At 70.2% G+C, this 21,043-nt stretch carries 31 protein-coding genes; 1 reads left to right on the forward strand and 30 read right to left on the reverse strand.

What is annotated here, in order from left to right:
* The first annotated feature begins 395 nt into the window (after positions 1-395).
* Positions 396-3,767 (forward strand): hypothetical protein, encoded by a 3,372-nt coding sequence (locus tag Mco01_RS24995; RefSeq protein ID WP_204059332.1) that lies wholly within the window; start codon positions 396-398, stop codon positions 3,765-3,767.
* Here the strand turns inward: Mco01_RS24995 and truA are convergent.
* The 30 genes from truA to rplB all read right to left on the reverse strand — a co-directional run bounded on the left by truA (position 3,757) and on the right by rplB (position 20,970).
* Positions 3,757-4,647 carry a tRNA pseudouridine(38-40) synthase TruA gene (gene truA, locus Mco01_RS25000; RefSeq protein WP_204059333.1) on the reverse strand — a complete coding sequence of 297 codons (891 nt, stop codon included), beginning with the start codon at positions 4,645-4,647 and terminating at the stop codon, positions 3,757-3,759. The two genes, Mco01_RS24995 and truA, sit on opposite strands and share 11 nt — an antisense overlap.
* Before the next feature lie 91 nt (positions 4,648-4,738).
* A complete protein-coding gene (gene rplQ, locus Mco01_RS25005; protein WP_204059334.1) occupies positions 4,739-5,287 on the reverse strand; it encodes a 50S ribosomal protein L17 in 549 nt (182 codons plus the stop codon).
* Positions 5,288-5,440: 153 nt separating this feature from the next.
* Positions 5,441-6,457, reverse strand: a complete 1,017-nt coding sequence (locus tag Mco01_RS25010; protein WP_036328460.1) for a DNA-directed RNA polymerase subunit alpha — start codon at positions 6,455-6,457, stop codon at positions 5,441-5,443.
* Between the two features lie 159 nt (positions 6,458-6,616).
* A complete protein-coding gene (rpsD, locus tag Mco01_RS25015) occupies positions 6,617-7,243 on the reverse strand; it encodes a 30S ribosomal protein S4 (RefSeq protein ID WP_036328464.1) in 627 nt (208 codons plus the stop codon).
* Between the two features lie 19 nt (positions 7,244-7,262).
* Positions 7,263-7,667, reverse strand: a complete 405-nt coding sequence (gene rpsK / locus Mco01_RS25020; protein ID WP_020542285.1) for a 30S ribosomal protein S11 — start codon at positions 7,665-7,667, stop codon at positions 7,263-7,265.
* A 34-nt stretch (positions 7,668-7,701) separates the two neighbouring features.
* Positions 7,702-8,082: a 30S ribosomal protein S13 gene (gene rpsM, locus Mco01_RS25025; protein WP_036328469.1), complete on the reverse strand. Its 381-nt coding sequence runs from the start codon at positions 8,080-8,082 to the stop codon at positions 7,702-7,704.
* A 272-nt stretch (positions 8,083-8,354) separates the two neighbouring features.
* On the reverse strand, positions 8,355-8,468 hold the full coding sequence (gene rpmJ / locus Mco01_RS25030; protein ID WP_003956441.1) for a 50S ribosomal protein L36: 114 nt from the start codon (positions 8,466-8,468) through the stop codon (positions 8,355-8,357).
* Positions 8,469-8,513: 45 nt separating this feature from the next.
* On the reverse strand, positions 8,514-8,735 hold the full coding sequence (infA, locus tag Mco01_RS25035) for a translation initiation factor IF-1 (protein WP_012887858.1): 222 nt from the start codon (positions 8,733-8,735) through the stop codon (positions 8,514-8,516).
* 340 nt (positions 8,736-9,075) lie between these two features.
* The gene (locus tag Mco01_RS25040) at positions 9,076-9,519 is read right to left on the reverse strand and encodes a hypothetical protein (RefSeq protein WP_204059335.1); all 444 of its coding nucleotides are present in this window, start codon (positions 9,517-9,519) and stop codon (positions 9,076-9,078) included.
* A gap of 146 nt (positions 9,520-9,665) precedes the next feature.
* Positions 9,666-10,112 carry a DUF1707 SHOCT-like domain-containing protein gene (locus Mco01_RS25045; RefSeq protein ID WP_204059336.1) on the reverse strand — a complete coding sequence of 149 codons (447 nt, stop codon included), beginning with the start codon at positions 10,110-10,112 and terminating at the stop codon, positions 9,666-9,668.
* 67 nt (positions 10,113-10,179) lie between these two features.
* Complete coding sequence (gene map / locus Mco01_RS25050) at positions 10,180-11,025, reverse strand: type I methionyl aminopeptidase (RefSeq protein WP_204059337.1); 846 nt, start codon at positions 11,023-11,025, stop codon at positions 10,180-10,182.
* 85 nt (positions 11,026-11,110) lie between these two features.
* Positions 11,111-11,764, reverse strand: coding sequence for an adenylate kinase (locus tag Mco01_RS25055; RefSeq protein WP_036328482.1), 654 nt, complete (start codon positions 11,762-11,764; stop codon positions 11,111-11,113).
* Complete coding sequence (secY, locus tag Mco01_RS25060) at positions 11,764-13,071, reverse strand: preprotein translocase subunit SecY (protein ID WP_036328485.1); 1,308 nt, start codon at positions 13,069-13,071, stop codon at positions 11,764-11,766. The genes Mco01_RS25055 and secY overlap by 1 nt, the downstream gene beginning before the upstream one ends.
* A gap of 181 nt (positions 13,072-13,252) precedes the next feature.
* A complete protein-coding gene (gene rplO / locus Mco01_RS25065; protein ID WP_036328488.1) occupies positions 13,253-13,708 on the reverse strand; it encodes a 50S ribosomal protein L15 in 456 nt (151 codons plus the stop codon).
* Positions 13,709-13,710: 2 nt separating this feature from the next.
* Positions 13,711-13,908, reverse strand: a complete 198-nt coding sequence (gene rpmD, locus Mco01_RS25070) for a 50S ribosomal protein L30 (protein WP_036328491.1) — start codon at positions 13,906-13,908, stop codon at positions 13,711-13,713.
* Positions 13,909-13,911: 3 nt separating this feature from the next.
* Positions 13,912-14,544, reverse strand: coding sequence for a 30S ribosomal protein S5 (rpsE, locus tag Mco01_RS25075; protein WP_036328494.1), 633 nt, complete (start codon positions 14,542-14,544; stop codon positions 13,912-13,914).
* 37 nt (positions 14,545-14,581) lie between these two features.
* On the reverse strand, positions 14,582-14,965 hold the full coding sequence (rplR, locus tag Mco01_RS25080) for a 50S ribosomal protein L18 (RefSeq protein ID WP_204059338.1): 384 nt from the start codon (positions 14,963-14,965) through the stop codon (positions 14,582-14,584).
* A gap of 2 nt (positions 14,966-14,967) precedes the next feature.
* Positions 14,968-15,510: a 50S ribosomal protein L6 gene (gene rplF, locus Mco01_RS25085; protein WP_204059339.1), complete on the reverse strand. Its 543-nt coding sequence runs from the start codon at positions 15,508-15,510 to the stop codon at positions 14,968-14,970.
* 18 nt (positions 15,511-15,528) lie between these two features.
* The gene (gene rpsH, locus Mco01_RS25090; protein WP_036328503.1) at positions 15,529-15,927 is read right to left on the reverse strand and encodes a 30S ribosomal protein S8; all 399 of its coding nucleotides are present in this window, start codon (positions 15,925-15,927) and stop codon (positions 15,529-15,531) included.
* A 116-nt stretch (positions 15,928-16,043) separates the two neighbouring features.
* Positions 16,044-16,229: a type Z 30S ribosomal protein S14 gene (locus Mco01_RS25095; RefSeq protein ID WP_030451489.1), complete on the reverse strand. Its 186-nt coding sequence runs from the start codon at positions 16,227-16,229 to the stop codon at positions 16,044-16,046.
* A 1-nt stretch (position 16,230) separates the two neighbouring features.
* Positions 16,231-16,800: a 50S ribosomal protein L5 gene (gene rplE / locus Mco01_RS25100; protein ID WP_036328507.1), complete on the reverse strand. Its 570-nt coding sequence runs from the start codon at positions 16,798-16,800 to the stop codon at positions 16,231-16,233.
* On the reverse strand, positions 16,800-17,105 hold the full coding sequence (rplX, locus tag Mco01_RS25105) for a 50S ribosomal protein L24 (protein ID WP_084370019.1): 306 nt from the start codon (positions 17,103-17,105) through the stop codon (positions 16,800-16,802). The genes rplE and rplX overlap by 1 nt, the downstream gene beginning before the upstream one ends.
* A gap of 8 nt (positions 17,106-17,113) precedes the next feature.
* Positions 17,114-17,482 carry a 50S ribosomal protein L14 gene (gene rplN, locus Mco01_RS25110; RefSeq protein WP_036328509.1) on the reverse strand — a complete coding sequence of 123 codons (369 nt, stop codon included), beginning with the start codon at positions 17,480-17,482 and terminating at the stop codon, positions 17,114-17,116.
* A gap of 185 nt (positions 17,483-17,667) precedes the next feature.
* Positions 17,668-17,952 carry a 30S ribosomal protein S17 gene (rpsQ, locus tag Mco01_RS25115; protein WP_036328511.1) on the reverse strand — a complete coding sequence of 95 codons (285 nt, stop codon included), beginning with the start codon at positions 17,950-17,952 and terminating at the stop codon, positions 17,668-17,670.
* Positions 17,945-18,181 (reverse strand): 50S ribosomal protein L29, encoded by a 237-nt coding sequence (gene rpmC, locus Mco01_RS25120; protein WP_036329435.1) that lies wholly within the window; start codon positions 18,179-18,181, stop codon positions 17,945-17,947. Before rpmC ends, rpsQ begins: the two co-directional genes overlap by 8 nt.
* Positions 18,181-18,600: a 50S ribosomal protein L16 gene (rplP, locus tag Mco01_RS25125; RefSeq protein WP_036328513.1), complete on the reverse strand. Its 420-nt coding sequence runs from the start codon at positions 18,598-18,600 to the stop codon at positions 18,181-18,183. The genes rpmC and rplP overlap by 1 nt, the downstream gene beginning before the upstream one ends.
* A 2-nt stretch (positions 18,601-18,602) precedes the next feature.
* Positions 18,603-19,457 (reverse strand): 30S ribosomal protein S3, encoded by an 855-nt coding sequence (gene rpsC / locus Mco01_RS25130; protein ID WP_036328515.1) that lies wholly within the window; start codon positions 19,455-19,457, stop codon positions 18,603-18,605.
* Positions 19,457-19,810, reverse strand: coding sequence for a 50S ribosomal protein L22 (gene rplV, locus Mco01_RS25135; protein WP_036328517.1), 354 nt, complete (start codon positions 19,808-19,810; stop codon positions 19,457-19,459). Before rplV ends, rpsC begins: the two co-directional genes overlap by 1 nt.
* A gap of 33 nt (positions 19,811-19,843) precedes the next feature.
* On the reverse strand, positions 19,844-20,122 hold the full coding sequence (gene rpsS / locus Mco01_RS25140; protein ID WP_036328519.1) for a 30S ribosomal protein S19: 279 nt from the start codon (positions 20,120-20,122) through the stop codon (positions 19,844-19,846).
* Between the two features lie 11 nt (positions 20,123-20,133).
* Positions 20,134-20,970: a 50S ribosomal protein L2 gene (gene rplB, locus Mco01_RS25145; protein ID WP_204059340.1), complete on the reverse strand. Its 837-nt coding sequence runs from the start codon at positions 20,968-20,970 to the stop codon at positions 20,134-20,136.
* Positions 20,971-21,043: the final 73 nt, after the last annotated feature.

The raw sequence follows: 21,043 nt of genomic DNA on the forward strand, positions 1-21,043 counted from the left end.
AGGGGCCGTATCCCGGGCCGCCTGCCGGGTCGCAGGAGGCGGGGGCGCCTGTGCCGCCAGCCGGAGCCACCGTCCCGCCCTCCGCACCCTGGCCGCCCGCCCCGCACCAGGGCACGCCCCCGGAGGGAACGGCATGGCCGCCCCAGCCCGGGGCCGGACCCTCGTCCACGCCTCCGCAGGGCACTTCCTGGCCGCCCGCACCCGGCACGGCCTGGCCCCCCGACCAGCAGGGCGGGCCGTACTGGCAGGGCGGGCCGTACTGGCAGGGCGCGCCGCAGTCCGGCGGCCCGTCAGGGGCCCCTTCCGCGCGTCCTGAGGGGCCCGGGTGGCCGCCCGCGCCGCAGCCCGGCGGTCCCGGGAGCGACGGCGCCTGGCAGCCTCCGGCACAACCCGGCGTGCCTCCCGCGTCCGGCTGGCAGCCGCCGCCCTCGTTCAACGGCGTCCCCGGGAACGACCCCGGAGCCCAGGGGTGGCCCCTGCCGGATCCGGAGCCGTCGGAGCACCTGTCCTGGCCCGCCCCCTCGCCCGATGCCGGCCGCATCCCCTGGCCCGGCCCCGCGCAGGGACCCCACCCCGGCTGGAACCCGCCCATCCCTCCGCCCGCGGCCCCCGTCGATGAGCGCCACCCGCACGACGTCCAGGGCGGCCCGCCCGCCCCCTGGCAGGCGGCCGTCCCGGGGCAGGCGCCGCCCCCGCCGCCCGGCATGCCCGCGTGGCAGGGCACCCCGCAGACCTGGCCGCAGCACCCTTCGGGTGGCGCCGGGGTGGAGGCGCAGGGATGGCACGACGGCGGGCCGCAATCGCAGCCGCCGTACGGCACGTCCTCCTGGCCGAATCCCCACCAGCCGGTGGAGCCCTCCGCTCCTCAGGCGGGGGATCGGGAAGGCCTGCGGCCTGCCCCGCCAGACCCCGGCGCCGGAGCGGGATGGCGGCCCGACTGGCACGTCCCCCCACAGGCAGTCGGCCAGGCGGGGAACCACCCCTCGGCGCCCGGACCCGTGTGGCCCGCACCGGTCCCGGAGGCCGACGCGGCTCCGTCCACTCCCACCTCCGCGCCGACCTCCTCCGCGCCGGAGCAGACCGACCTGCCCGGTCAGGAGGACGCGGCTCCCGCGCGCTTCGTGAACTGGCCGTCTTCGGGCGAGCCCGAGCAGACCGCTCAGACGGAGGAGTCGGCGGCGGCACAGGTCCGACCGGCGGAGCCCGGCGACGTGCCCGTGTGGCCGCCGCGGCTTCCCGGCGAGCCCTACACGTCCGCCGAGGAGGACCAGGAGGGTGGCGGCCGTCCCGGCGGATTCGGCACCTCGTGGCCGCCCGCCACGGCGTACGAGGACGGCGGCGCGACCCGGCAGGACGACGCGACCGGCACGGGCCGCGACTCCACCCGGCAGGGCGACGGGCCGGGGGACGCCTCGCGCGAGGCGGGCACCCCCGCCGCCACGAGCGGCGAGGAGGGCTCGGGCGCGCAGCCGGCCGCCACGTCCGCGAACGGCGCCGCCGCAGAGGGTCTCCCCTCAGCCGAGCAGCGGACGCCCGCGGGCGCGACGACGGCCGCGGACGCGTCCGGCGGTGACGGCGCCGCGAGCGCGGACTCCGCCCACGTCCCCGACATCCCGGCCGGCGCGGCCGGCGCGGCGCACAGCGGAGGCCCCGACCTGCCGGGCAGCGCTGCCGGCGGCAGCGGAACCGATGCCTCGGCGCCCTCCGCCAGCACGGCCGGCGCGGCGCACAGCGCTGACGCATCGGCGCCCTCCGGCACGCACGGCACCACCACGCCCGGCCATTCGGCCTCCACCGGCGGCCATCCCGGCGCCACGACCGACCCCTCGGCCCCCACCATTGCCGCATCCGGCACCACGGACGGCCTCTCGGCCCCCGCCACCGGCCGTGCCGGGTCCGGCACGACCGAGGACGGCCCGGCGGCCTCCGGCGGCGTGGCCGGCGACGCGCTCGACGCGGCGCCGGGCTCCGCGATCCCCGCCACCACGGGGTCCGACTCCGTCGCCCCGGCGGACCAGGTGCCCTCCTCAGGCACACCAGGCACCGGGGTGCCCGCGACGCCACACCCCGGCTCCGCGGTACCTCCCGCCGGCCCGGCCGTCCCCGGCGACGCGCTGGACGGCCCGGGCGGCACGCTCCCCGTGGACGAGACGACGGGATCGGCCACCGTTCCCGCCGGAGGAAACCCGGCCGATGCGGATGGCGTGCCGACCGGGCGGCACGCGGTGCGGCCCGGCGACGGCGGCGTTCCCGGCCAGGAGGGCATCACCGGGGTTCCGTCGCCGTACGCGGCCGCGCCCGGCGCGCCGGCCCAGCCCGGCGACGCCTCCTACCCGCACCCGGGACCACCGGCGGAGCCCGGCGCACCCTGGCCGTACGGCACACCGGCGTACCCCGGCGCCGCCGGCTCGCCGTACCAGCCCGGCATGCCAGGCGACCCAAGCACGACGACGTCGCCGTACGCCGGTGGCGCCCCCGGCCACCAGCCCCCGGGTGTGTACGGGCCCCAGGGCGTGAACGGGTCGCCGGTCGGCGGACACCCGGGCCAGCCGTGGCCGTACGGTCCCGCCTCTCCCGACAGCTCATCCGGCGCCACCCCGGTGGAGGGCTTCGTCCTCCCCCCGAACACGGTCCTCCCCCCGAGCGCTGTGCCCCCGCCGAACGCCGTGCTCCCGCCGAACGCGCCGCCGTGGCAGGGCGACGGCTCGCCCTCCCCGTACGGCGCCCTCGCCTCGTCCCCGCCCCTCTCCCCCGCCTTCCCCGGCGCGCCGGTCAGCGGCGCCCAGCCGGTGGAGTCGCCATCCGCGGATGCGCCGCCCGCCGATGCCACCACGTCGCGGCCGGCCTCGCCCGAGACACCCCCAGGACACATGCCCTCGACTTCCTCCCCCGCCGGGCCGGCCTCGACGACGGCCTCCGGCGACACGCCGTTCGCCTTCACCCCGGTGACGCCCGCCAAGGCCGGGAAGCCGACGCCCCCGCCCGGGTTCGGCTCGACCCCGCCGTCCCCCGGCTCCGCGCTCCCCGTGCCGCTGCGCCGCCCGCCCGCGCCGGGCGGAGGGAGCGGCGGCACGATCAGGAAGGCGCTGCTCGCAGCCGGCGGCGCCGTCGTCGTGGCGGCGATCGGCACGGCGGCCTACTACGCCTACTCGGGAGACACCGGGAACTCGCCCGTGAGCCGCCCGGCGGCCACCGGCGGCGCGACAACCGCGATCCCGCAGGCGAGCACGGCCGCGGCGTCGGTGGTCGACTCGGAGACGACCGACCCGAAGACGATGTCCCCGGGCGAGGCGTTCCCCGACACCAGGGTGACGCTGGCCGGGCGGACCTTCCGCAGGGTCAAGGTCGACGTCACCGACACCTGCCGCCAGGCGGCCGCCGGGGCGTTCGCGCAGGCGCTGGAGCAGCAGCAGTGCCGCCGGGTGCTGCGGGCCACCTACATCGACCGCAAGCGCGACTACGCGGTCACCACGGGCATCGCCGTGATGCCGACCAAGCAGGCCGCACTCACGGTCGACCAGGCGAAGGACCTCGCGGCGAACGTCTGGTTCAAGGGGCTGAACGGCAAGGAGTCCAGCGGCGCCAGCCGGGTGGCCATCTCCGGCGGGTACGCCGCGGGCATGGTCTGGGGGCGGTACATCGTCTTCAGCTACGCCACCTACGCCGACGGGCACACCCCGGACGCCAAGGACAAGAACCTCGTCCCGGTGAGCGGCGAGTTCCGCGACCACACGGCCCAGGTCGTGCAGAAGCGCGTCAGGAAGTGAGCGTGCGGACCCGGCGCGTCGCCTCGGCGCGCCGGGCCAGCTCGTCGCCGGTCGGGTAGCGCACCTCCTCAAGCGTCAGCCCGTGCGCGGGCGCCACGTGCACCCCCGGATCCCGTACGGCTCCCGCCAGCACCTCGCCCGGCCACTCAACGGGCCGCCGGCCCTCGCCCACGGTCAGCAGCGAGCCCACCAGGGCCCTGACCATCGAATGGCAGAACGCGTCGGCCACGACCGTCGCCAGGACGACGCCGTCCGCGCCCCTCGTCCATTCCAGCCGCTGGAGCTCCCGGATCGTGGTGGCGCCCTCGCGCCTGCGGCAGAACGCCGCGAAGTCGTGCTCTCCGAGCAGCCGGGCCGCCGCGGCGTTCAGCAGGCCCACGTCGAGCGGCCGGGCGTACCACAGCACCTCCCGCCGCCGCAGCGGGTCGACGCCGCCCGGGGCGTCGCAGACGCGGTAGCCGTACCGGCGGGACAGCGCCGAGAACCGGGCGTCGAAGCCCTCCGGAGCGACGGAGACGGCGTGAACCCGGACATCCGGGGGCAGGACCCCGGCCAGCCGCCGCGTGACCGTGGAGAGCCACTGGGAGCCGTTCTCCCGCCAGCCCTCCTCGGCGTCGGCGACGGTCTCACGCGCGGGCGACCCCGCGGCCGCCAGCGCGCCGAGGGGCACGTCCACGTGGGCCACCTGGCCGCGCGCGTGGACACCGGCGTCGGTGCGCCCGGCGACGGTCAGCCCGGGCGGCGGGTCGAGGCGCAGGACGCGGCCGAGCGCCTCCTCGAGCACGCCCTGGACCGTACGGCGGTCCGGCTGCCGGGCCCAGCCCGAGAAATCCGTCCCGTCGTACCCCAGGTCCAGCCTCAGCCGGACGTCACGCTCCACGCCGTCCCTCCCCTGCGCCACCGGCCCGCAAAACACGAGCGGGCTCAGGATCCCCCGAAGGGGACCCTGAGCCCGCTCACAAAGCCTGGGATCAGGCCTCGTCCTTCTTCTCGCCGTCCGCGGGCTGCTCAGCCTCGGCGGCCTCCGGAGCCGTCTCCACGGCCTCGGAGGTCTCCGTCGCCGGAGCGGTCTCCTCGGCCGGGGTCTCGGCCGGGGCGGTCTCCTCGGCGACCGGAGCCGCGGCGGCGGCCGGAGCCGTGCGGGAGACGCGGACCGGGTTCAGCTGCTCGGTCACCAGCTCGATGACCGCCATCGGAGCGGCGTCGCCCTTACGCGGGCCGAGCTTGGTGATCCGGGTGTAGCCGCCCGGACGCTCGGCGAACGTGGGGGCGATCTCGGTGAAGAGGTGGTGGACGACGCCCTTGTCGCGGACGACGGTCAGCACCTGGCGACGGTTGTGGATGTCGCCCTTCTTCGCCTTGGTGATCAGCTTCTCCGCGAGCGGGCGGAGACGCTTCGCCTTGGCCTCGGTGGTGCGGATCCGGCCGTTCTGGAACAGCTGGGTGGCGAGGTTCGCCAGGATCAGCCGCTCGTGGGCCGGGCTGCCGCCGAAGCGGGGGCCCTTGGTGGGCTTGGGCATGTGATGCTCCTCATGGATAACCCGCCCCGGCCGTGCCAGGTACCGGGGTCGGGCCGACCGGCGTACCGGTCGTGACTGTCATCGCCGCCCCACGCCGTACGACGCGGGGCGGCCGGTGATGCGGTGGTGCCTACCGGCAGCGATCGGTGACGATCAGTACTGCTCGGTCTCGATGAAGCCGCCGTCCTCGTCGTCGTACCCGCCGCCGGCGACCGCGGACGGGTCGAATCCGGGCGGGGAGTCCTTGAGGGCGAGGCCCATCTCGTGCAGCTTCTGCTTGACCTCTTCGATCGACTTGGCGCCGAAGTTGCGGATGTCCAGCAGGTCCTGCTCGCTGCGGGCGACGAGCTCACCCACGGTGTGGATGCCCTCGCGCTTGAGGCAGTTGTACGAGCGGACGGTGAGGTTGAGCTCCTCGATCGGCAGCGCCAGGTCGGCGGCCAGGGCCGCGTCCGTCGGCGACGGGCCGATGTCGATGCCCTCGGCCTCGACGTTGAGCTCGCGGGCCAGGCCGAAGAGCTCGACGAGGGTCTTGCCGGCCGAGGCCACCGCGTCGCGGGGCTTCATGGACGGCTTGGTCTCGACGTCGAGGATCAGACGGTCGAAGTCCGTGCGCTGCTCGACACGGGTGGCCTCGACCTTGTAGGTGACCTTGAGAACCGGGGAGTAGATCGAGTCGATCGGAATCCGGCCGATCTCCTGGCCCGGCTGCTTGTTCTGCGCCGCGGAGACGTAGCCGCGACCGCGCTCGACGGTCAGCTCCATCTCCAGCTTCGCCTTCCCGTTGAGGGTGGCGATGTGGAGGTCCGGGTTGTGCACCTCGACGCCGGCCGGGGGCGCGATGTCCGCGGCCGTGACCTCGCCCGGGCCCTGCTTGCGCAGGTACATCACCACGGGCTCGTCGTGCTCGGAGGAGACGACCAGCGACTTGAGGTTGAGGATGATGTCGGTGACGTCTTCCTTGACCCCGGGCACGGTCGAGAACTCGTGCAGCACGCCCTCGATGCGGATGCTGGTGACCGCCGCCCCCGGGATGGAGGACAGCAGCGTGCGCCGCACCGAGTTTCCGATGGTGTAGCCGAAGCCCGGCTCGAGAGGCTCGATGATGAACCTGGACCGGTGCTCCTCGAGCTGCTCCTCCTGGAGGCTCGGGCGCTGTGCGATCAGCATGGATCACTCCTGAATCCGGGACGGGCCGCCCTTCCGGGCGAGAGCCGGTCCCTCGGTTACGGCGGCGCCCGCTATTTGACGCCGCTCGCCTACAACCATGATGCCGCACGGCCGGCGAAACCGGCCGTACGGCGTCATGACCTGGTGCCGGAGCCCTACTTACTTGGAGTAGAGCTCGACGATGAGCTGCTCCTGGACCAGCGTGTCGATCTGCTGGCGGACCGGGAGCTGGTGCACGAGGACGCGCATGGCCTCCGGCGAGACGCCCAGCCACGCGGGCACGGTGCGGTCGCCGGCGGTGGCGCGGGCCACCTCGTACGGCATGAGGTTGCGGGACTTCTCCCGGACCTCGACGATGTCGTGCTCGCGCACGCGGTACGACGGGATGTCGACCTTCTTGCCGTTCACCAGGAAGTGGCCGTGGCGCACCTGCTGGCGGGCGGCGTCGCGCGACTCGGCGAAACCGGCGCGGTAGACGACGTTGTCGAGACGGCTCTCCAGGATCTGGAGGAGGTTCTCACCCGTCTTGCCGGTCTTGCGGTTGGCTTCCTCGTAGTAGTTGTGGAACTGCTTCTCGAGGACGCCGTAGATCCGGCGGGTCTTCTGCTTCTCACGAAGCTGAAGCTGGTACTCCGACTCCTTGGGGCGGCCGCGGCCGTGCTCACCCGGCGGGTACGGACGAATCTCGATGGGGCACTTGGCGGACTCGCACTTCTTGCCCTTGAGGAAGAGCTTCGTCTTCTCACGACGGCAGAGCTTGCAGTCCGGACCCGTGTAACGAGCCATTTCCTTCTATCTCCTGAGCTCAGACGCGGCGGCGCTTGGGCGGACGGCAGCCGTTGTGCGGGACCGGGGTCACGTCCTGGATGGACCCGACCTCGAGACCGGTCGCCTGCAGCGAACGGATGGCGGTCTCACGGCCGGAGCCGGGACCCTTGACGAAGACGTCGACCTTGCGCATGCCGTGCTCCATGGCACGCCGGGCGGCGTTCTCGGCAGCCATCTGAGCCGCGAACGGGGTGGACTTGCGGGAGCCCTTGAACCCGACGTGGCCGGCGCTGGCCCAGGAGATCACGTTCCCGTTGGGGTCGGTGATCGAGACGATCGTGTTGTTGAACGTGCTCTTGATGTGGGCGTGCCCGTGAGCGACGTTCTTCTTTTCCTTGCGGCGCACCTTCTTCGGTGCGCCCTGGCGGCTCTTCGGCGGCATTTAAGCGCTATCTCCTGGAATGTGGCTGCGAGGACTACTTCTTGCCCGGCTTCTTCTTGCCGGCGACGGTCTTCTTCTTACCCTTGCGGGTGCGAGCGTTCGTCTGCGTCCGCTGACCGTGGACGGGCAGGCCCTTGCGGTGCCTGATGCCCTGGTAGCAGCCGATCTCGATCTTGCGGCGGATGTCGGCCTGGACCTCGCGGCGGAGGTCACCCTCGATCTTGTAGTTCGCCTCGATGTAGTCGCGCATCGGCACGAGCTCGGCGTCCGTCAGCTGGTGGACGCGCAGGTCGGGGCTGATGCCCGTCGCCTCGAGGATCTCCTGGGCGCGGGTGCGGCCGATTCCGAAAATGTAGGTGAGAGCGATCTCCAGCCGCTTGTCGCGGGGGAGGTCGACGCCAACCAGGCGGGCCATGGTCGGGCATTCTCCTTCTTGTGGCGGAGGTCTCGCGCCTCACTCCCCTCCCCATGCCCGGGGCGAGGGCCCCGGCCTCCGACCGGGGGTCTCCAACGTGGTACGGCCTCCCCGTGGGGACGCCGCCTGCGCCGGTGTGAGACACCGTTTCCGTTGTCCGGCCGGACCCGCGGGCGTCTCCGCCCGGTGTCCGCGCCGGAGGCTCCTCACATGCGTCGAGTCCGCCACTCGGGCGGACCGTGCGGGAGCCTGGCGACTCTAGGGAGTGATCCCTAGCCCTGACGCTGCTTGTGGCGCAGGTTGTCGCAGATCACCATGACGCGACCGTGCCGGCGGATCACCTTGCACTTGTCGCAGATCTTCTTGACGCTCGGCTTGACCTTCATAGTCCTTATTCGTTCCGCATACGACCCTGCCTCGGAGAGGCGGGCCTACTTGTACCGGTAGACGATCCGCCCACGACTGAGGTCGTAGGGGCTCAGTTCCACGACCACCCTGTCGTCGGGAAGGATCCGGATGTAGTGCATCCGCATTCGCCCGCTGATGTGGGCCAGGACCTTATGGCCGTTGTCGAGCTGCACCCGGAACATCGCGTTCGGGAGCGACTCAACCACAGTGCCCTCAATCTCGATGGCGCCGTCTTTCTTGGCCATGACCCTCGCGTTTCACTGATCGATCGTCAGAGGCTTCGGAACACTAAGCAGCCGCGACCTTCGTGGCGCTTCCAGAGAGCGGCGATCTGCCAGACCGCCTACGCGCAAAGGTCATAGTGAACCGACAAAGGAGTGTACGCCAACCCGGCCCGAATTGCGAAACGAGGGCATGGGGTCCCGACACAACCAGATGAAAGGGTACCCGTCCATCCTCGTCCGGGCCACTCCCCGCGCCCTCGGCCGGGCCGCACGCGGGAAGGGGCCCGCCCGGACCGGGCGAGCCCCTCCGCAACCTGGAAGCGTTCCTCTCGGAACCCCCGTGCCGCTCGAAGCGGTCATCTCAGAAGACGTCGTGCCAGCTGCCGCAGTCCTCGGTCGGGCCGCCCTCGCAGACCCGGACGTCGAAGTCGTCGAAGCCGTGGCTGCGGGTGAACCCGCCGAAGTGGCCGATGTGCACGTGGTCGAAGGTCCGGAACGACCGGAAGTGCGAGCCGCCGTCGTCGTGCCAGCGGAACCAGACGTAGCTGTACTCACGGTCGTGGTCCCGGTCGTACAGGTCGCCGAAGAAGTAGTAGCGGCCGTTGTCCCGGTACCAGTAGCCCTTGCTGAAGTACGACCGGTCGTCGCGGTGCTCGCCATGGCTGCCGCCGTAGCTGGAGTAGGTCGTGCCGAAGAAGTGCTTGAAAGGGCTGGCCGTGGTCGCGGCCTGGGCCGGGGCCGACATGAGGCCGGCGGCGAGGGCGCCGGCGGCGGCGGTCCCGGCGAGGACGGTGCGCAGGTTCATTGTTCCTCCAGGGGATTTCTTCGAAGATGCTGCTCATCTCCGGACACCCCTGAAATTACGGACGATCGCCCATCCGTTCTGCGCAGGAATCCACACTCGGCCGGTTCTTCAACCAGGAAAAATACACACAGGGCGCGCCGCCCCGCTCAGCGGCCGCGCTTGCTGTTGTGCGTCGTCCCGAAGATCGTGCCGACGAGCATGATGGCGCCCCAGGGACCCATGACCCACAGCGGCCACGGGTAGACGAGGTGCCCCGACGTGACGCTCACGATGATCCAGATGACCCAGTTGATCGCGCTGGCCGACGCCCAGGCCGCCCAGGACGCCTTGAGCGAGTTCTGGGCCTTGTCGGCGGGCCTGCGACCGTCGCTCCGGACGGGGGCGACGGTGGCGGGCAGGGTGTGCAGGTCGATCTCGGGCAGGTCGGACGTGACCTTCGCCAGCTCGCCGTACGTGCGACTCTGGTAGACCTGCTCCAGGCGCTCGCCGAACTCGTCCACGGTGAGCCTGCCCTGGGCCATGTGCTCGCGCAGTGCCGCGGCGACCCTGTCCCGGTCCCCGTCGGACGCCCGCATCTCCGGCGCTGCCGCCATCACCATCTCCCGCTGTCGAGCGATACGACCATTATGGTTCACCGGCGGGCGAGGAAAGCAGCGGGAATCAGGGCTTTTCCGGCACCACGGTCGCCGCGGCGTCCCCGGCCAGGAGCGTCGCCAGCTTGGCCTCTCCCCCATCGAGGGCGGTCAGGACCAGCGGCCCGTTCTCCGTGACGGCGACGCTGTGCTCGAAGTGCGCCGAGGGCTTGCCGTCGAGCGTGACCACGGTCCAGTCGTCGGCCAGCACCTTGGTGCGGTCGGTGCCCAGGTTGACCATGGGCTCGACGGCGAAGCACATGCCCGCCTCGAAACGGGGGCCGCGGCCGGGCCGGCCGTGGTTGGCCACCCACGGGTCCATGTGCATCTCCGTGCCGATGCCGTGGCCGCCGTACTCCTGCGGGATGCCGTAGCGGCCCTGGGAGCGGACGTACTTCTCGACCTGGTGGCCGATGTCCGACAGGAAGCCGCCGACCCGCAGCGCGGCGATGCCGCGCCACATGGCCTCCTCGGTCACGCGGATCAGCTCGGTGAGCGCCGGGTCGACCTCGCCGACCGGGACCGTGATCGCCGAGTCGCCGTGCCAGCCGTCCAGGATGGCGCCGCAGTCGATCGCGATGACGTCGCCCTCGCGCAGCTTCCTTTGGTCGGTCGGGATGCCGTGGACCACCTCGTGGTTCACCGAGGCGCAGATGGTGGCCGGGAAGCCCTGGTAACCCTTGAACGAGGGGATGGCGCCCTCGCCGCGGATCGCCTCCTCAGCGATGGCGTCGAGGTCGAGGGGGGTGATCCCGGGCCGCACGGACGACCGGAGCAGCTCCAGCGTCCGGCCCACGACCAGGCCCGCGGCGCGCATCTTGTCGATCTGCTCCGCGTTCTTGATCTGGATCCCGTGCTTGCTCTTCTTGAACACTTGTCCACCCCCTCACGTGATTGTCCCATATAAGCCTGAACGCCACCCCAAGGATAGGGATGGCGTCCGTGGCCGTGGTAATGCCTCAGTCGGCGAACCGCCGCAGCGCCGACATCGCCCGCTGGGTGACCTCCTCGACCGGCCCGGTCGCGTCGACCCCCTGCAGGATGCCCTCGTCGGCGTAGAAGGAGATCAGCGGCGCCGTCTGCTCCTGGTAGACCTCCAGGCGGTGCCTGATGGTCTCCTCGCGGTCGTCGTCGCGCTGGAACAGCTCTCCGCCGCACGCGTCGCAGACGCCGGCGACGGCCGGCGGGTCGAACAGCTCGTGCCACACCTTGCCGCAGGAACGGCAGGTGCGACGCCCGGCCAGCCGACGTACGACCTCGTCGTCGTCGACCACCAGGTTGAGCACCACGTCGAGGGAGATGCCGAACTCGGCCAGCATCTTCTTGAGGACCTCGGCCTGCGGCACGTTGCGGGGGAAGCCGTCGAGGAGGAAGCCCTCCTGCGCGTCGTCCTCCGACAGCCGGTCGCGCACCATGGCGACCGTGACCTCGTCGGGGACGAGGTCACCGCGGTCCATGTACTCCTTGGCGAGCTTGCCGAGCTCCGTGCCGCCGGACACGTTGGCACGGAAGATGTCGCCTGTCGAGATTTTCGGGATCGACAGGTGCGAAGCGATGAACTGGGCCTGCGTCCCCTTACCCGCTCCGGGGGGCCCGACCAGGACGACGCGCACTATCTCAGGAAGCCCTCGTAGTTGCGCTGCTGAAGCTGGCTCTCGATCTGCTTGACCGTGTCCAGGCCAACACCAACCATGATCAGAATGCTGGTCCCTCCGAACGGGAAGTTCTGGCTCGCCCCGGCCACCGCCAGCGCGATGATCGGGATGAGCGAGATGACACCCAGATACGGAGCGCCGGCGGCGGTGAGCCGCGTGAGCACGTAGTTCAGGTACTCGGCGGTCGGCCGGCCCGGACGGATGCCCGGGATGAACCCACCGTACTTCTTCATGTTGTCGGCCACTTCAACGGGGTTGAAGGTGATGGACACGTAGAAGTAGGTGAAGAAGATGATGAGGGCGAAGAACGTGCCCATGTAGACCGGGTGGTCGCCCCGGACCATGTTCTGCGCCAGCCACTCGACCACCGCGTTCGGCTTGTTGCTGTTGCCGAACAGCGTCACCAGCAGCTGCGGCAGGTACAGCAGCGACGAGGCGAAGATGACCGGGATGATGCCGGCCTGGTTCACCTTCAGCGGGATGTAGGTCGAGGTGCCGCCGTACATCCGGCGGCCGACCATGCGCTTCGCGTACTGGACCGGGATCCGGCGCTGCGCCTGCTCGATGAACACGACGACCGCGATCATCACGATGCCGACGATCATCACGACCACGAACTTGAACGGGCTCAGGCGGTAGATGCTCAGCAGCTCGGACGGGAAGACCGCGATGACCTGCGTGAAGATCAGGATCGACATGCCGTTGCCGACGCCGCGGTCGGTCACGAGCTCGCCCAGCCACATGATCACGGCCGTGCCGGCGGTCATGATGATCACCATGGTGACCAGCGGGAAGACGTCCTGGCTGAGCAGGATCTGCTCGCGGCAGCTCGGGAACAGCTGGCCGCTGCGGGCCAGCGCGACGAACGCCGTGGACTGCAGGACCGCCAGCCCGATGGTGAGGTACCGCGTGTACTGAGTGATCTTCGACGTCCCCGCCTGGCCCTCCTTCTTCAGGGCCTCAAGACGGGGGATGACCACGGTCAGCAGCTGAAGGATGATGCTCGCGGTGATGTACGGCATGATGCCGAGCGCGAACACGGAAAGTTTCAGAAGGGCGCCGCCCGAGAAGAGCTGGACCATCCCGTAGATGTTGCCGGCGTCGCCGGACTGGGCCTGGTCGAGACACAGGCGGACGTTCGCGGCGTTCACGCCCGGCGTGGGGAGCACCGAGCCGAGCCGGAACAGCGCGATGATGCCCAAGGTGAAGAGCAGCTTCTTGCGCAGGTCCGGCGTCCGGAATGCCCGGGTAATCGCGGTTAGCACGGTCCCTCCTGCGCGCCTGTGACGCGGTGACGGTCGGTGACGGCCTGGACGGCGTCCCTCGACATGACTACTTGCCTATGAGCCTGGTCGGCCGCGGCACGGGGCCGCTGCCCAGCGAACTCTAACGCACTACGGGCGCGGAGGCTCATAACGAACCTCCGCGCCTCGCGCAGCATCATGCCTACAGCTCGGAGACCGAGCCGCCGGCCGCGGCGATCTTCTCCTTCGCGGACGCCGAGAAGGCGTGCGCCTGCACGTTGAGCGCGACGGAGATGTCACCGGTGCCCAGCACCTTGACGAGCTGGTTCTTGCGGACCGCACCCTTGGCGACGAGGTCGTCAATCGTGACGTCGCCGCCCTGGGGGAACAGCTCCCCGAGCCTGTCGAGGTTGACGACCTGGTAGGACGTCTTGAACAGGGCGTTGGAGAAGCCCTTCAGCTTCGGCAGCCGCCGCTGCAGCGGGACCTGGCCGCCCTCGAAGCCCGGCATCACGGTGTTGCGGGCCTTGGTGCCCTTGGTGCCCCGGCCGGCCGTCTTGCCCTTGGAGCCCTCGCCGCGGCCCTTGCGGACCTTCGACTTGTTGGCGCCGGGAGCCGGACGGAGGTCGTGCAGCTTGAGCGGAGCGTTGTCGGTCATGACTACTCGACCCCCTCTTCGGAGAGCTCGGCCACCTCGACGAGGTGCGTCACCTTGGCGACCATGCCCCGGATCTCCGGGCGGTCCTCCTTGACGACGACGTCGCCGATCCGCTTCAGGCCGAGCGAACGCAGCGAGTCACGCTGGTTCTGCGTGCCGCCGATCTTCGAACGGACCTGGGTGATCTTCAGACGCGCCATGGACTAGCTCACCGCCTTCGCGGCGGCGGCGGCCTCGGCGAGGCCCTCCGCGCGAGCCTTGAGCATCGCCTTGGGCGCGACGTCCTCGATCGGCAGGCCACGGCGGGCGGCGATCTCCTCGGGCCGGCTGAGGCCCTTCAGAGCCGCCACGGTGGCGTGCACGATGTTGATCGGGTTGTCCGAGCCGAGCGACTTGGACAGCACGTCGTGGATGCCGGCGCACTCCAGGACCGCGCGCACCGGGCCGCCCGCGATGACACCCGTACCGGCCGAGGCCGGACGCAGGAGGACGACGCCCGCGGCGTCCTCGCCCTGCACGGTGTGCGGGATGGTGCCCTGGATGCGCGGCACCTTGAAGAAGTGCTTCTTGGCCTCCTCGACGCCCTTGGCGATCGCCGCGGGCACCTCCTTGGCCTTGCCGTACCCGACGCCGACGAGGCCGTTGCCGTCCCCGACGATGACGAGCGCGGTGAAGCTGAAGCGCCGGCCGCCCTTGACGACCTTCGCCACTCGGTTGATCTTTACGACGCGCTCGATGTACGAGACGCCCTTGTCTGCGGCGCCACCGCGGCGATCCTCACGACGGTCACGCCGCTCGCCACCGCCGCCTGCACCGCGACGCGGAGCTGCAGCCATCAGTGGTTCCTCTTCTCGTTGCTCGTAGGACGGGCCATCAGAATTGCAGCCCGCCTTCACGGGCGCTGTCCGCGAGAGCGGCCAGGCGCCCCGCGTAGCGGTTACCACCGCGGTCGAACACGACAGCGGTGATCCCGGCGGTCTTGGCCCGCTGAGCGAGAAGCTCGCCGACCTTCTTCGCCTTGTCGGTCTTGTCCCCCTCGGAGCCGCGGAGCGAGGCGTCCATGGTGGAGGCGCTCACCAGCGTGTGGCCCTGGGTGTCGTCGACGATCTGCACGAACAGGTGCCGCGTGGACCGGTTGACGACGAGACGGGGACGCTCCGGCGTGCCGAAGACGTTCTTGCGGACGCGGCGGTGCCGGCGGGCCCGCGAGATCGTGCGGGCGGCCGTGTGCTTGCCGAACGCAGTCTTGCCAGCCATGGCTACTTACCAGCCTTTCCGACCTTGCGGCGGACAACCTCGCCCTGGTAGCGCACGCCCTTGCCCTTGTACGGGTCGGGCTTGCGCAGCTTGCGGATGTTCGCGGCGACCTCGCCGACCTTCTGCTTGTCGATGCCGTCCACGTGGAACAGGGTCGGCCGCTCGACGCGGAAGGAGACGCCCTCGGGGGCGTCGACGATCACCGGGTGGCTGAAGCCCAGCGAGAACTCCAGCTGCGTCGGGCCCTTGGCCGCGACGCGGTAACCGACGCCGACGATCTCCAGCGTCTTGGTGTAGCCCTGAGTGACGCCCGCGACCATGTTGGCGATCAGCGTGCGGGACAGGCCGTGCAGAGCACGGACCTTGTTCTCGTCGTTCGGCCGGGAGACGGCGATGTTGCCGTCCTCGCCGCGAGAGACCTCGATCGGCTCCGCGACGGTGTGACTGAGCGTGCCCTTCGGCCCCTTGACCTGGACGTTCCGGCCGTCGATGGTGATGTCGACACCCGCCGGTACGGGGATGGGCAGCCGTCCGATTCGCGACATGCTGTGGTTCCTCCCCTCTTACCAGACGTAGGCGAGGACTTCCCCGCCCACTCCACGCTTGCCGGCCTGCTTGTCCGTCATCAGGCCACCGGACGTCGAGATGATCGCGACGCCCAGGCCGCCCAGCACGCGGGGCAGGTTGTCCTTCTTTGCATAGACCCGCAGACCGGGCTTCGACACCCGGCGCAGGCCGGCGATCGAACGCTCGCGGCTCGGGCCGAACTTCAGCTCCACCACGAGGTTCTTGCCGACCTTGGCGTCCTCGACGCTCCAGGCCTGGATGTAGCCCTCCTGCTGGAGGATCTCCGCGATGTGTGCCTTGATCTTGGAGTAAGGCATGCTCACGGTGTCGTGATAGGCCGAGTTCGCGTTACGCAGACGCGTCAGCATGTCTGCGATCGGGTCGGTCATCGTCATGGCCGGTGGCCTTCCTCACCGCGGTTTCCCCAGGCTGGGACCTACGGTGCGGTCGTGGGCGCCGTAGAGGCGCCCGGTTGATGTGACTTTGTGGTGCGGCCGGTCAGCGCTGCGGCTTACCAGCTCGACTTGGTGATGCCGGGCAGCTCGCCCCGGTGCGCCATCTCGCGGAAGCACACGCGGCACAGCCCGAACTTGCGGTAGACAGCGCGGGGACGGCCACAGCGCGAGCACCGAGTGTACGCCCTGACCTCGAACTTCTGCTTGCGCGCTGCCTTGACCTTCAGCGACGTCTTCGCCATGTCAGGCCTCCTTGAAGGGGAATCCGAGGTGCTTCAGCAGCGCCCGGCCCTGGTCGTCGTTCGTGGCGCTGGTCACGACCGTGATGTCCATGCCCCGCTGCCGGTCGACCCTGTCCTGGTCGACCTCGTGGAACATGACCTGCTCCGTGAGACCGAACGTGTAGTTGCCGTTGCCGTCGAACTGCTTCGGCGACAGACCGCGGAAGTCCCGGATGCGCGGCAGGGCGAGCGACAGCAGGCGGTCGAGGAACTCCCACATGCGGTCGCCGCGGAGCGTCACGTGCGCGCCGATCGGCATGCCCTCGCGCAGCTTGAACTGCGCGATGGACTTGCGGGCGCGGGCGACGGCCGGCTTCTGGCCGGTGATCGCGGTGAGGTCGCGGACCGCGCCCTCGATGAGCTTCGAGTCGCGGGCGGCCTCGCCGACGCCCATGTTCACCTTGATCTTGGTGATCGTGGGCACCTGCATGATGTTCTCGATGCCGAACTCCTCGCGCAGCTTCGCGATGATCTCCTCGCGGTAACGCTGCTTGAGGCGCGGAAGGGTGCGCTCTTCAGTGGTGGCGGTCATCAGCTTTCCTCACCCGCCGCGTCGGCGTCGCTCTTCGCGGCGGCCTTCTTCTCGGGCTTGTCGGCCTTCTCCTCATCCTTGAGCTTCTTCACGTTGCTCACGTGGATGGGGGCCTCCATGGTCTGCACGCCGCCCTCCTTGGCGCCGCGCGGGCCCTGGTGGGTCACCTTGGAGTGCTTCTTGATCATGTTCACGCCCTCGACCACCACGCGCTCCTCACGCGGGTAGGCGGCGATGATCCGGCCCTTGGCGCCCTTGTCCTTGCCGGCGATGACCTGAACCAGGTCACCCTTCTTCACGTGCAGCTTCGACATCACAGCACCTCCGGGGCGAGCGAGATGATGCGCATGAACTTCTTGTCGCGCAGTTCCCGGCCGACCGGGCCGAAGATGCGGGTGCCGCGAGGGTCGCCGCTGTCCTTGATGATGACCGCGGCGTTCTCGTCGAAGCGGATGTAGGAGCCGTCGGGGCGGCGGCGCTCCTTCACGGTGCGCACCACGACAGCCTTGACAACGTCGCCTTTCTTCACGCCTCCGCCGGGAATGGCGTCCTTCACCGTCGCAACGATGACGTCGCCGATTCCCGCGTAGCGCCGACCCGAGCCGCCGAGAACGCGGATGCAGAGAATCTCCTTGGCACCCGTGTTGTCGGCGACCTTGAGCCGCGACTCCTGCTGAATCACGTCTACTCCTGTTTGTCGTGCCGGTTCTCACCCGGTGGTGAGCCTGGCCGAACCCGATGTGGTCTTTTTCCCTCGGCGACAGCCGTACCGCCGCCGCGGGCGGGCGGGGCCGCCGCGCGGTCCCGCCCCTTGGACACCGTCATGGGGGGCGGTCTCCCACCCCCCACGAGGCGCGTCTGCTGGTGTTACTTGGCCTTCTCGAGGATCTCGACGACCCGCCAGCGCTTGGTGGCGGACAGCGGCCGGGTCTCCATCAGGAGGACGCGGTCGCCGACGCCGCAGGCGTTCTGCTCGTCGTGAGCCTTGTACTTGGTCGTACGGCGGATGACCTTGCCGTACAGGGGGTGCTTGACGCGGTCCTCGACGGCGACGACGACGGTCTTGTCCATCTTGTCGCTGACGACCAGGCCCTCACGGGTCTTGCGGTAGTTCCGCGCCTCAGTGGTCGTGGTCTCAGTTGCTTCAGCCATCGCTCGGCTCCTTCTCGACCGTGACGATGCCGAGCTCCCGCTCGCGCATCACGGTGTAGATACGGGCGATCTCGCGGCGGACGGCGCGCAGCCGCCCGTGGCTCTCCAACTGCCCCGTCGCCGACTGGAAGCGGAGGTTGAACAGCTCCTCCTTCGCCTCCTTCAGCTTCTGGACGAGGACGTCCTGGTCCTCGACCCGCAGCTCCGCGGCGGTCAGACCCTTAGCCATCACGCCTCACCCACTTCACGCTTGACGAACCGGCACTTCATGGGCAGCTTGTGCATCGCGCGGCGCATGGCCTCACGGGCCACGGGCTCGGCGACGCCGGACAGCTCGAACATGACTCGGCCGGGCTTGACATTGGCGATCCACCACTCCGGAGAGCCCTTACCGGAACCCATGCGGGTCTCGGCCGGCTTCTTCGTGAGCGGACGGTCCGGGAAGATGTTGATCCAGACCTTGCCGCCACGGCGGATGTGCCGGGTCATGGCGATACGCGCGGCCTCGATCTGGCGGTTGGTCACATAGGAGTGCTCAAGCGCCTGGATGCCGAACTCGCCGAACACCACCCGGGTGCCACCCTTGGCCGCGCCGTGACGGTCGGGCCGGTGCTGCTTGCGGTGCTTGACCCTGCGCGGGATCAGCATGGTCAGCTCCCTTCAGCACCCGGCTGCTCCGCCGGGCCGGTCTCGGGGGCGGCCTGCGCGGCCGCCTCGGTCCTGGGGGCGCGGTCGCCGCGACCTGCGGCGCCGCCACGACGCGGACGGTCGCCGCCGCCACGACGCGGACGGTCACCCGTGCCGCCACCGCGACGGTCGTCGCGCTCACGACGCTGGCTCGCCCGGGCGCCGGCCGCTGCGGCCTCGCGCTCCTGGCGGCTCGTCGGAGCCTCGCCCTTGTAGATCCACACCTTCACGCCGATACGCCCGAAGGTGGTCCGGGCCTCGTAGAGCCCGAAGTCGATGTCGGCGCGGAGCGTGTGCAGGGGCACGCGGCCCTCGCGGTAGAACTCCGAGCGCGACATCTCGGCGCCGCCCAGACGGCCGGAGCACTGGACACGGATGCCCTTGGCCCCGCTCTTCATGGCGGACTGCATGGCCTTGCGCATGGCCCGGCGGAACGAGACGCGGCTGGACAGCTGCTCGGCCACGCCCTGCGCGACGAGCTGCGCGTCGATCTCGGGGTTCTTCACCTCGAGGATGTTCAGCTGGACCTGCTTCTTGGTCAGCTTCTCCAGGTCGCCGCGGATGCGGTCGGCCTCGGCGCCGCGGCGGCCGATGACGATGCCCGGCCGGGCGGTGTGGATGTCGACCTGCACGCGGTCGGTCGTGCGCTCGATCTCGACCTTGGAGATGCCGGCCCGCTCCATGCCCTTCTGCAGCATGCGACGGATCGCCACGTCCTCGGCGACGTACGACTTGTACAGCTTGTCGGCGTACCACCGGCTCTTGAAGTCGGTCGTGATGCCGAGGCGGAACCCGTGCGGGTTAACCTTCTGGCCCACTATCGGGTCCTTCCCTTCGGCTCGCGGGACTCCACGATCACGGTGATGTGGCTCGTCCGCTTGTTGATCCGATAGGCGCGACCCTGGGCACGCGGGCGGAACCGCTTCAGGGTCGGACCCTCGTCCACCCACGCGCGGCTCACGAAGAGCGTGTCCCGGTCGAGCTTGAAGTTGTGCTCGGCGTTCGCGATCGCGCTCGAGAGCACCTTGTAGACGGTCTCGCTCGCCGACTGGGGAGCGAACTGCAGCACGGCCTGCGCCTCCGAAGCGGGCAGCCCGCGAATGAGGTCCACCACGCGGCGGGCCTTCCGGGGCGTGTGGCGCGCGTACCGCGCCTGTGCCCTGGCTTCCATCGCTTTCTCCTCTAACTGCTGGCTTGAAGGCGCTTACCGCCGGCTGCGGCGGTCTTCCTTGACGTGGCTGCGGAACGTCCGCGTGGGGGCGAACTCACCGAGCTTGTGACCGATCATCGCCTCGGTGATGAACACCGGGACGTGCTTGCGGCCGTCGTGCACGGCGATCGTGTGGCCGATCATGTCGGGCACGATCATGGAGCGCCGCGACCACGTCTTGATGACGTTCTTGGTGCCCTTCTCGTTCTGGACATCCACCTTCTTCTGAAGGTGATCGTCCACGAAGGGACCCTTCTTAAGACTACGTGGCATATCGGCTGCTCCTACCGCTTCTTCCTCTTGCTCCGACGACGGATGATCAGGCGGTCGCTGGGCTTGTTCGCCTGGCGGGTACGGCCCTCGGGCTTGCCCTTGGGGTTCACCGGGTGGCGACCACCGGAGGTCTTGCCCTCGCCACCGCCGTGCGGGTGGTCGACCGGGTTCATGGCGACACCGCGGACCGTGGGGCGCTTGCCCTTCCAGCGGTTGCGGCCGGCCTTACCGATGCTGATGTTGCCCTGCTCGGCGTTGCCCACCTGGCCCACGGAGGCGCGGCAGCGGACGTCGACCTGGCGCATCTCACCGGAGGGCATGCGCAGCGTGGCGTACGTGCCCTCCTTGGCGAGCAGCTGGATCTGCGCGCCGGCGCTGCGGCCCAGCTTGGCGCCGCCACCCGGACGGAGCTCCACCGCGTGGATGAAGGTACCGGTCGGGATGTTGCGCAGCGGCAGGCAGTTGCCCGGCTTGATGTCGGCCGCGGGACCGTTCTCGACCTGGTCGCCCTGCTTGAGGCCGGCGGGGGCGAGGATGTACCGCTTCTCGCCGTCGGCGTAGTGGAGCAGCGCGATGCGGGAGGTCCGGTTCGGGTCGTACTCGATGTGCGCGACCTTGGCCGGGATCCCGTCCTTGTCGTGGCGGCGGAAGTCGATGATCCGGTAGGCGCGCTTGTGCCCGCCTCCCTGGTGCCGGGCGGTCACCCGGCCGTGGACGTTACGACCGCCCTTGCTGTGCAGCGGGGCAAGCAGCGACTTCTCCGGGGTGCTGCGCGTGATCTCGGCGAAGTCCGAGACGCTCGCGCCGCGACGACCCGGAGTCGTCGGCTTGTACTTTCGGATGCCCATCTCTTTCGTTCATCCTTCGTCGGTTCGTACCGGTCGGGGTCCGCCTCTCGGCGGTCCCCCCGGTGCTGTCTTC

Origin of the sequence: Microbispora corallina, from assembly GCF_016863035.1 — a bacterium.
GTDB classification, from domain to species: domain Bacteria; phylum Actinomycetota; class Actinomycetes; order Streptosporangiales; family Streptosporangiaceae; genus Microbispora; species Microbispora corallina.

What these genes read in the sequence shown, in the direction of transcription:
- rplQ (WP_204059334.1), bottom strand. Translation starts at nt 5,287, where the DNA reads ATGCCCAAGCCCACCAAGGGCCCCCGCTTCGGCGGCAGCCCGGCCCAC.
- Mco01_RS25010 (WP_036328460.1), bottom strand. Translation starts at nt 6,457, where the DNA reads ATGCTGATCGCACAGCGCCCGAGCCTCCAGGAGGAGCAGCTCGAGGAG.
- rpsD (WP_036328464.1), bottom strand. Translation starts at nt 7,243, where the DNA reads ATGGCTCGTTACACGGGTCCGGACTGCAAGCTCTGCCGTCGTGAGAAG.
- rpsK (WP_020542285.1), bottom strand. Translation starts at nt 7,667, where the DNA reads ATGCCGCCGAAGAGCCGCCAGGGCGCACCGAAGAAGGTGCGCCGCAAG.
- rpsM (WP_036328469.1), bottom strand. Translation starts at nt 8,082, where the DNA reads ATGGCCCGCCTGGTTGGCGTCGACCTCCCCCGCGACAAGCGGCTGGAG.
- rpmJ (WP_003956441.1), bottom strand. Translation starts at nt 8,468, where the DNA reads ATGAAGGTCAAGCCGAGCGTCAAGAAGATCTGCGACAAGTGCAAGGTG.
- infA (WP_012887858.1), bottom strand. Translation starts at nt 8,735, where the DNA reads ATGGCCAAGAAAGACGGCGCCATCGAGATTGAGGGCACTGTGGTTGAG.
- Mco01_RS25040 (WP_204059335.1), bottom strand. Translation starts at nt 9,519, where the DNA reads ATGAACCTGCGCACCGTCCTCGCCGGGACCGCCGCCGCCGGCGCCCTC.
- Mco01_RS25045 (WP_204059336.1), bottom strand. Translation starts at nt 10,112, where the DNA reads ATGGCGGCAGCGCCGGAGATGCGGGCGTCCGACGGGGACCGGGACAGG.
- rplO (WP_036328488.1), bottom strand. Translation starts at nt 13,708, where the DNA reads ATGACCGACAACGCTCCGCTCAAGCTGCACGACCTCCGTCCGGCTCCC.
- rpmD (WP_036328491.1), bottom strand. Translation starts at nt 13,908, where the DNA reads ATGGCGCGTCTGAAGATCACCCAGGTCCGTTCGAAGATCGGCGGCACG.
- rpsE (WP_036328494.1), bottom strand. Translation starts at nt 14,544, where the DNA reads ATGGCTGCAGCTCCGCGTCGCGGTGCAGGCGGCGGTGGCGAGCGGCGT.
- rplR (WP_204059338.1), bottom strand. Translation starts at nt 14,965, where the DNA reads ATGGCTGGCAAGACTGCGTTCGGCAAGCACACGGCCGCCCGCACGATC.
- rplF (WP_204059339.1), bottom strand. Translation starts at nt 15,510, where the DNA reads ATGTCGCGAATCGGACGGCTGCCCATCCCCGTACCGGCGGGTGTCGAC.
- rpsH (WP_036328503.1), bottom strand. Translation starts at nt 15,927, where the DNA reads ATGACGATGACCGACCCGATCGCAGACATGCTGACGCGTCTGCGTAAC.
- Mco01_RS25095 (WP_030451489.1), bottom strand. Translation starts at nt 16,229, where the DNA reads ATGGCGAAGACGTCGCTGAAGGTCAAGGCAGCGCGCAAGCAGAAGTTC.
- rplE (WP_036328507.1), bottom strand. Translation starts at nt 16,800, where the DNA reads ATGACCGCCACCACTGAAGAGCGCACCCTTCCGCGCCTCAAGCAGCGT.
- rpsQ (WP_036328511.1), bottom strand. Translation starts at nt 17,952, where the DNA reads ATGGCTGAAGCAACTGAGACCACGACCACTGAGGCGCGGAACTACCGC.
- rpmC (WP_036329435.1), bottom strand. Translation starts at nt 18,181, where the DNA reads ATGGCTAAGGGTCTGACCGCCGCGGAGCTGCGGGTCGAGGACCAGGAC.
- rplP (WP_036328513.1), bottom strand. Translation starts at nt 18,600, where the DNA reads ATGCTGATCCCGCGCAGGGTCAAGCACCGCAAGCAGCACCGGCCCGAC.
- rplV (WP_036328517.1), bottom strand. Translation starts at nt 19,810, where the DNA reads ATGGAAGCCAGGGCACAGGCGCGGTACGCGCGCCACACGCCCCGGAAG.
- rpsS (WP_036328519.1), bottom strand. Translation starts at nt 20,122, where the DNA reads ATGCCACGTAGTCTTAAGAAGGGTCCCTTCGTGGACGATCACCTTCAG.
- rplB (WP_204059340.1), bottom strand. Translation starts at nt 20,970, where the DNA reads ATGGGCATCCGAAAGTACAAGCCGACGACTCCGGGTCGTCGCGGCGCG.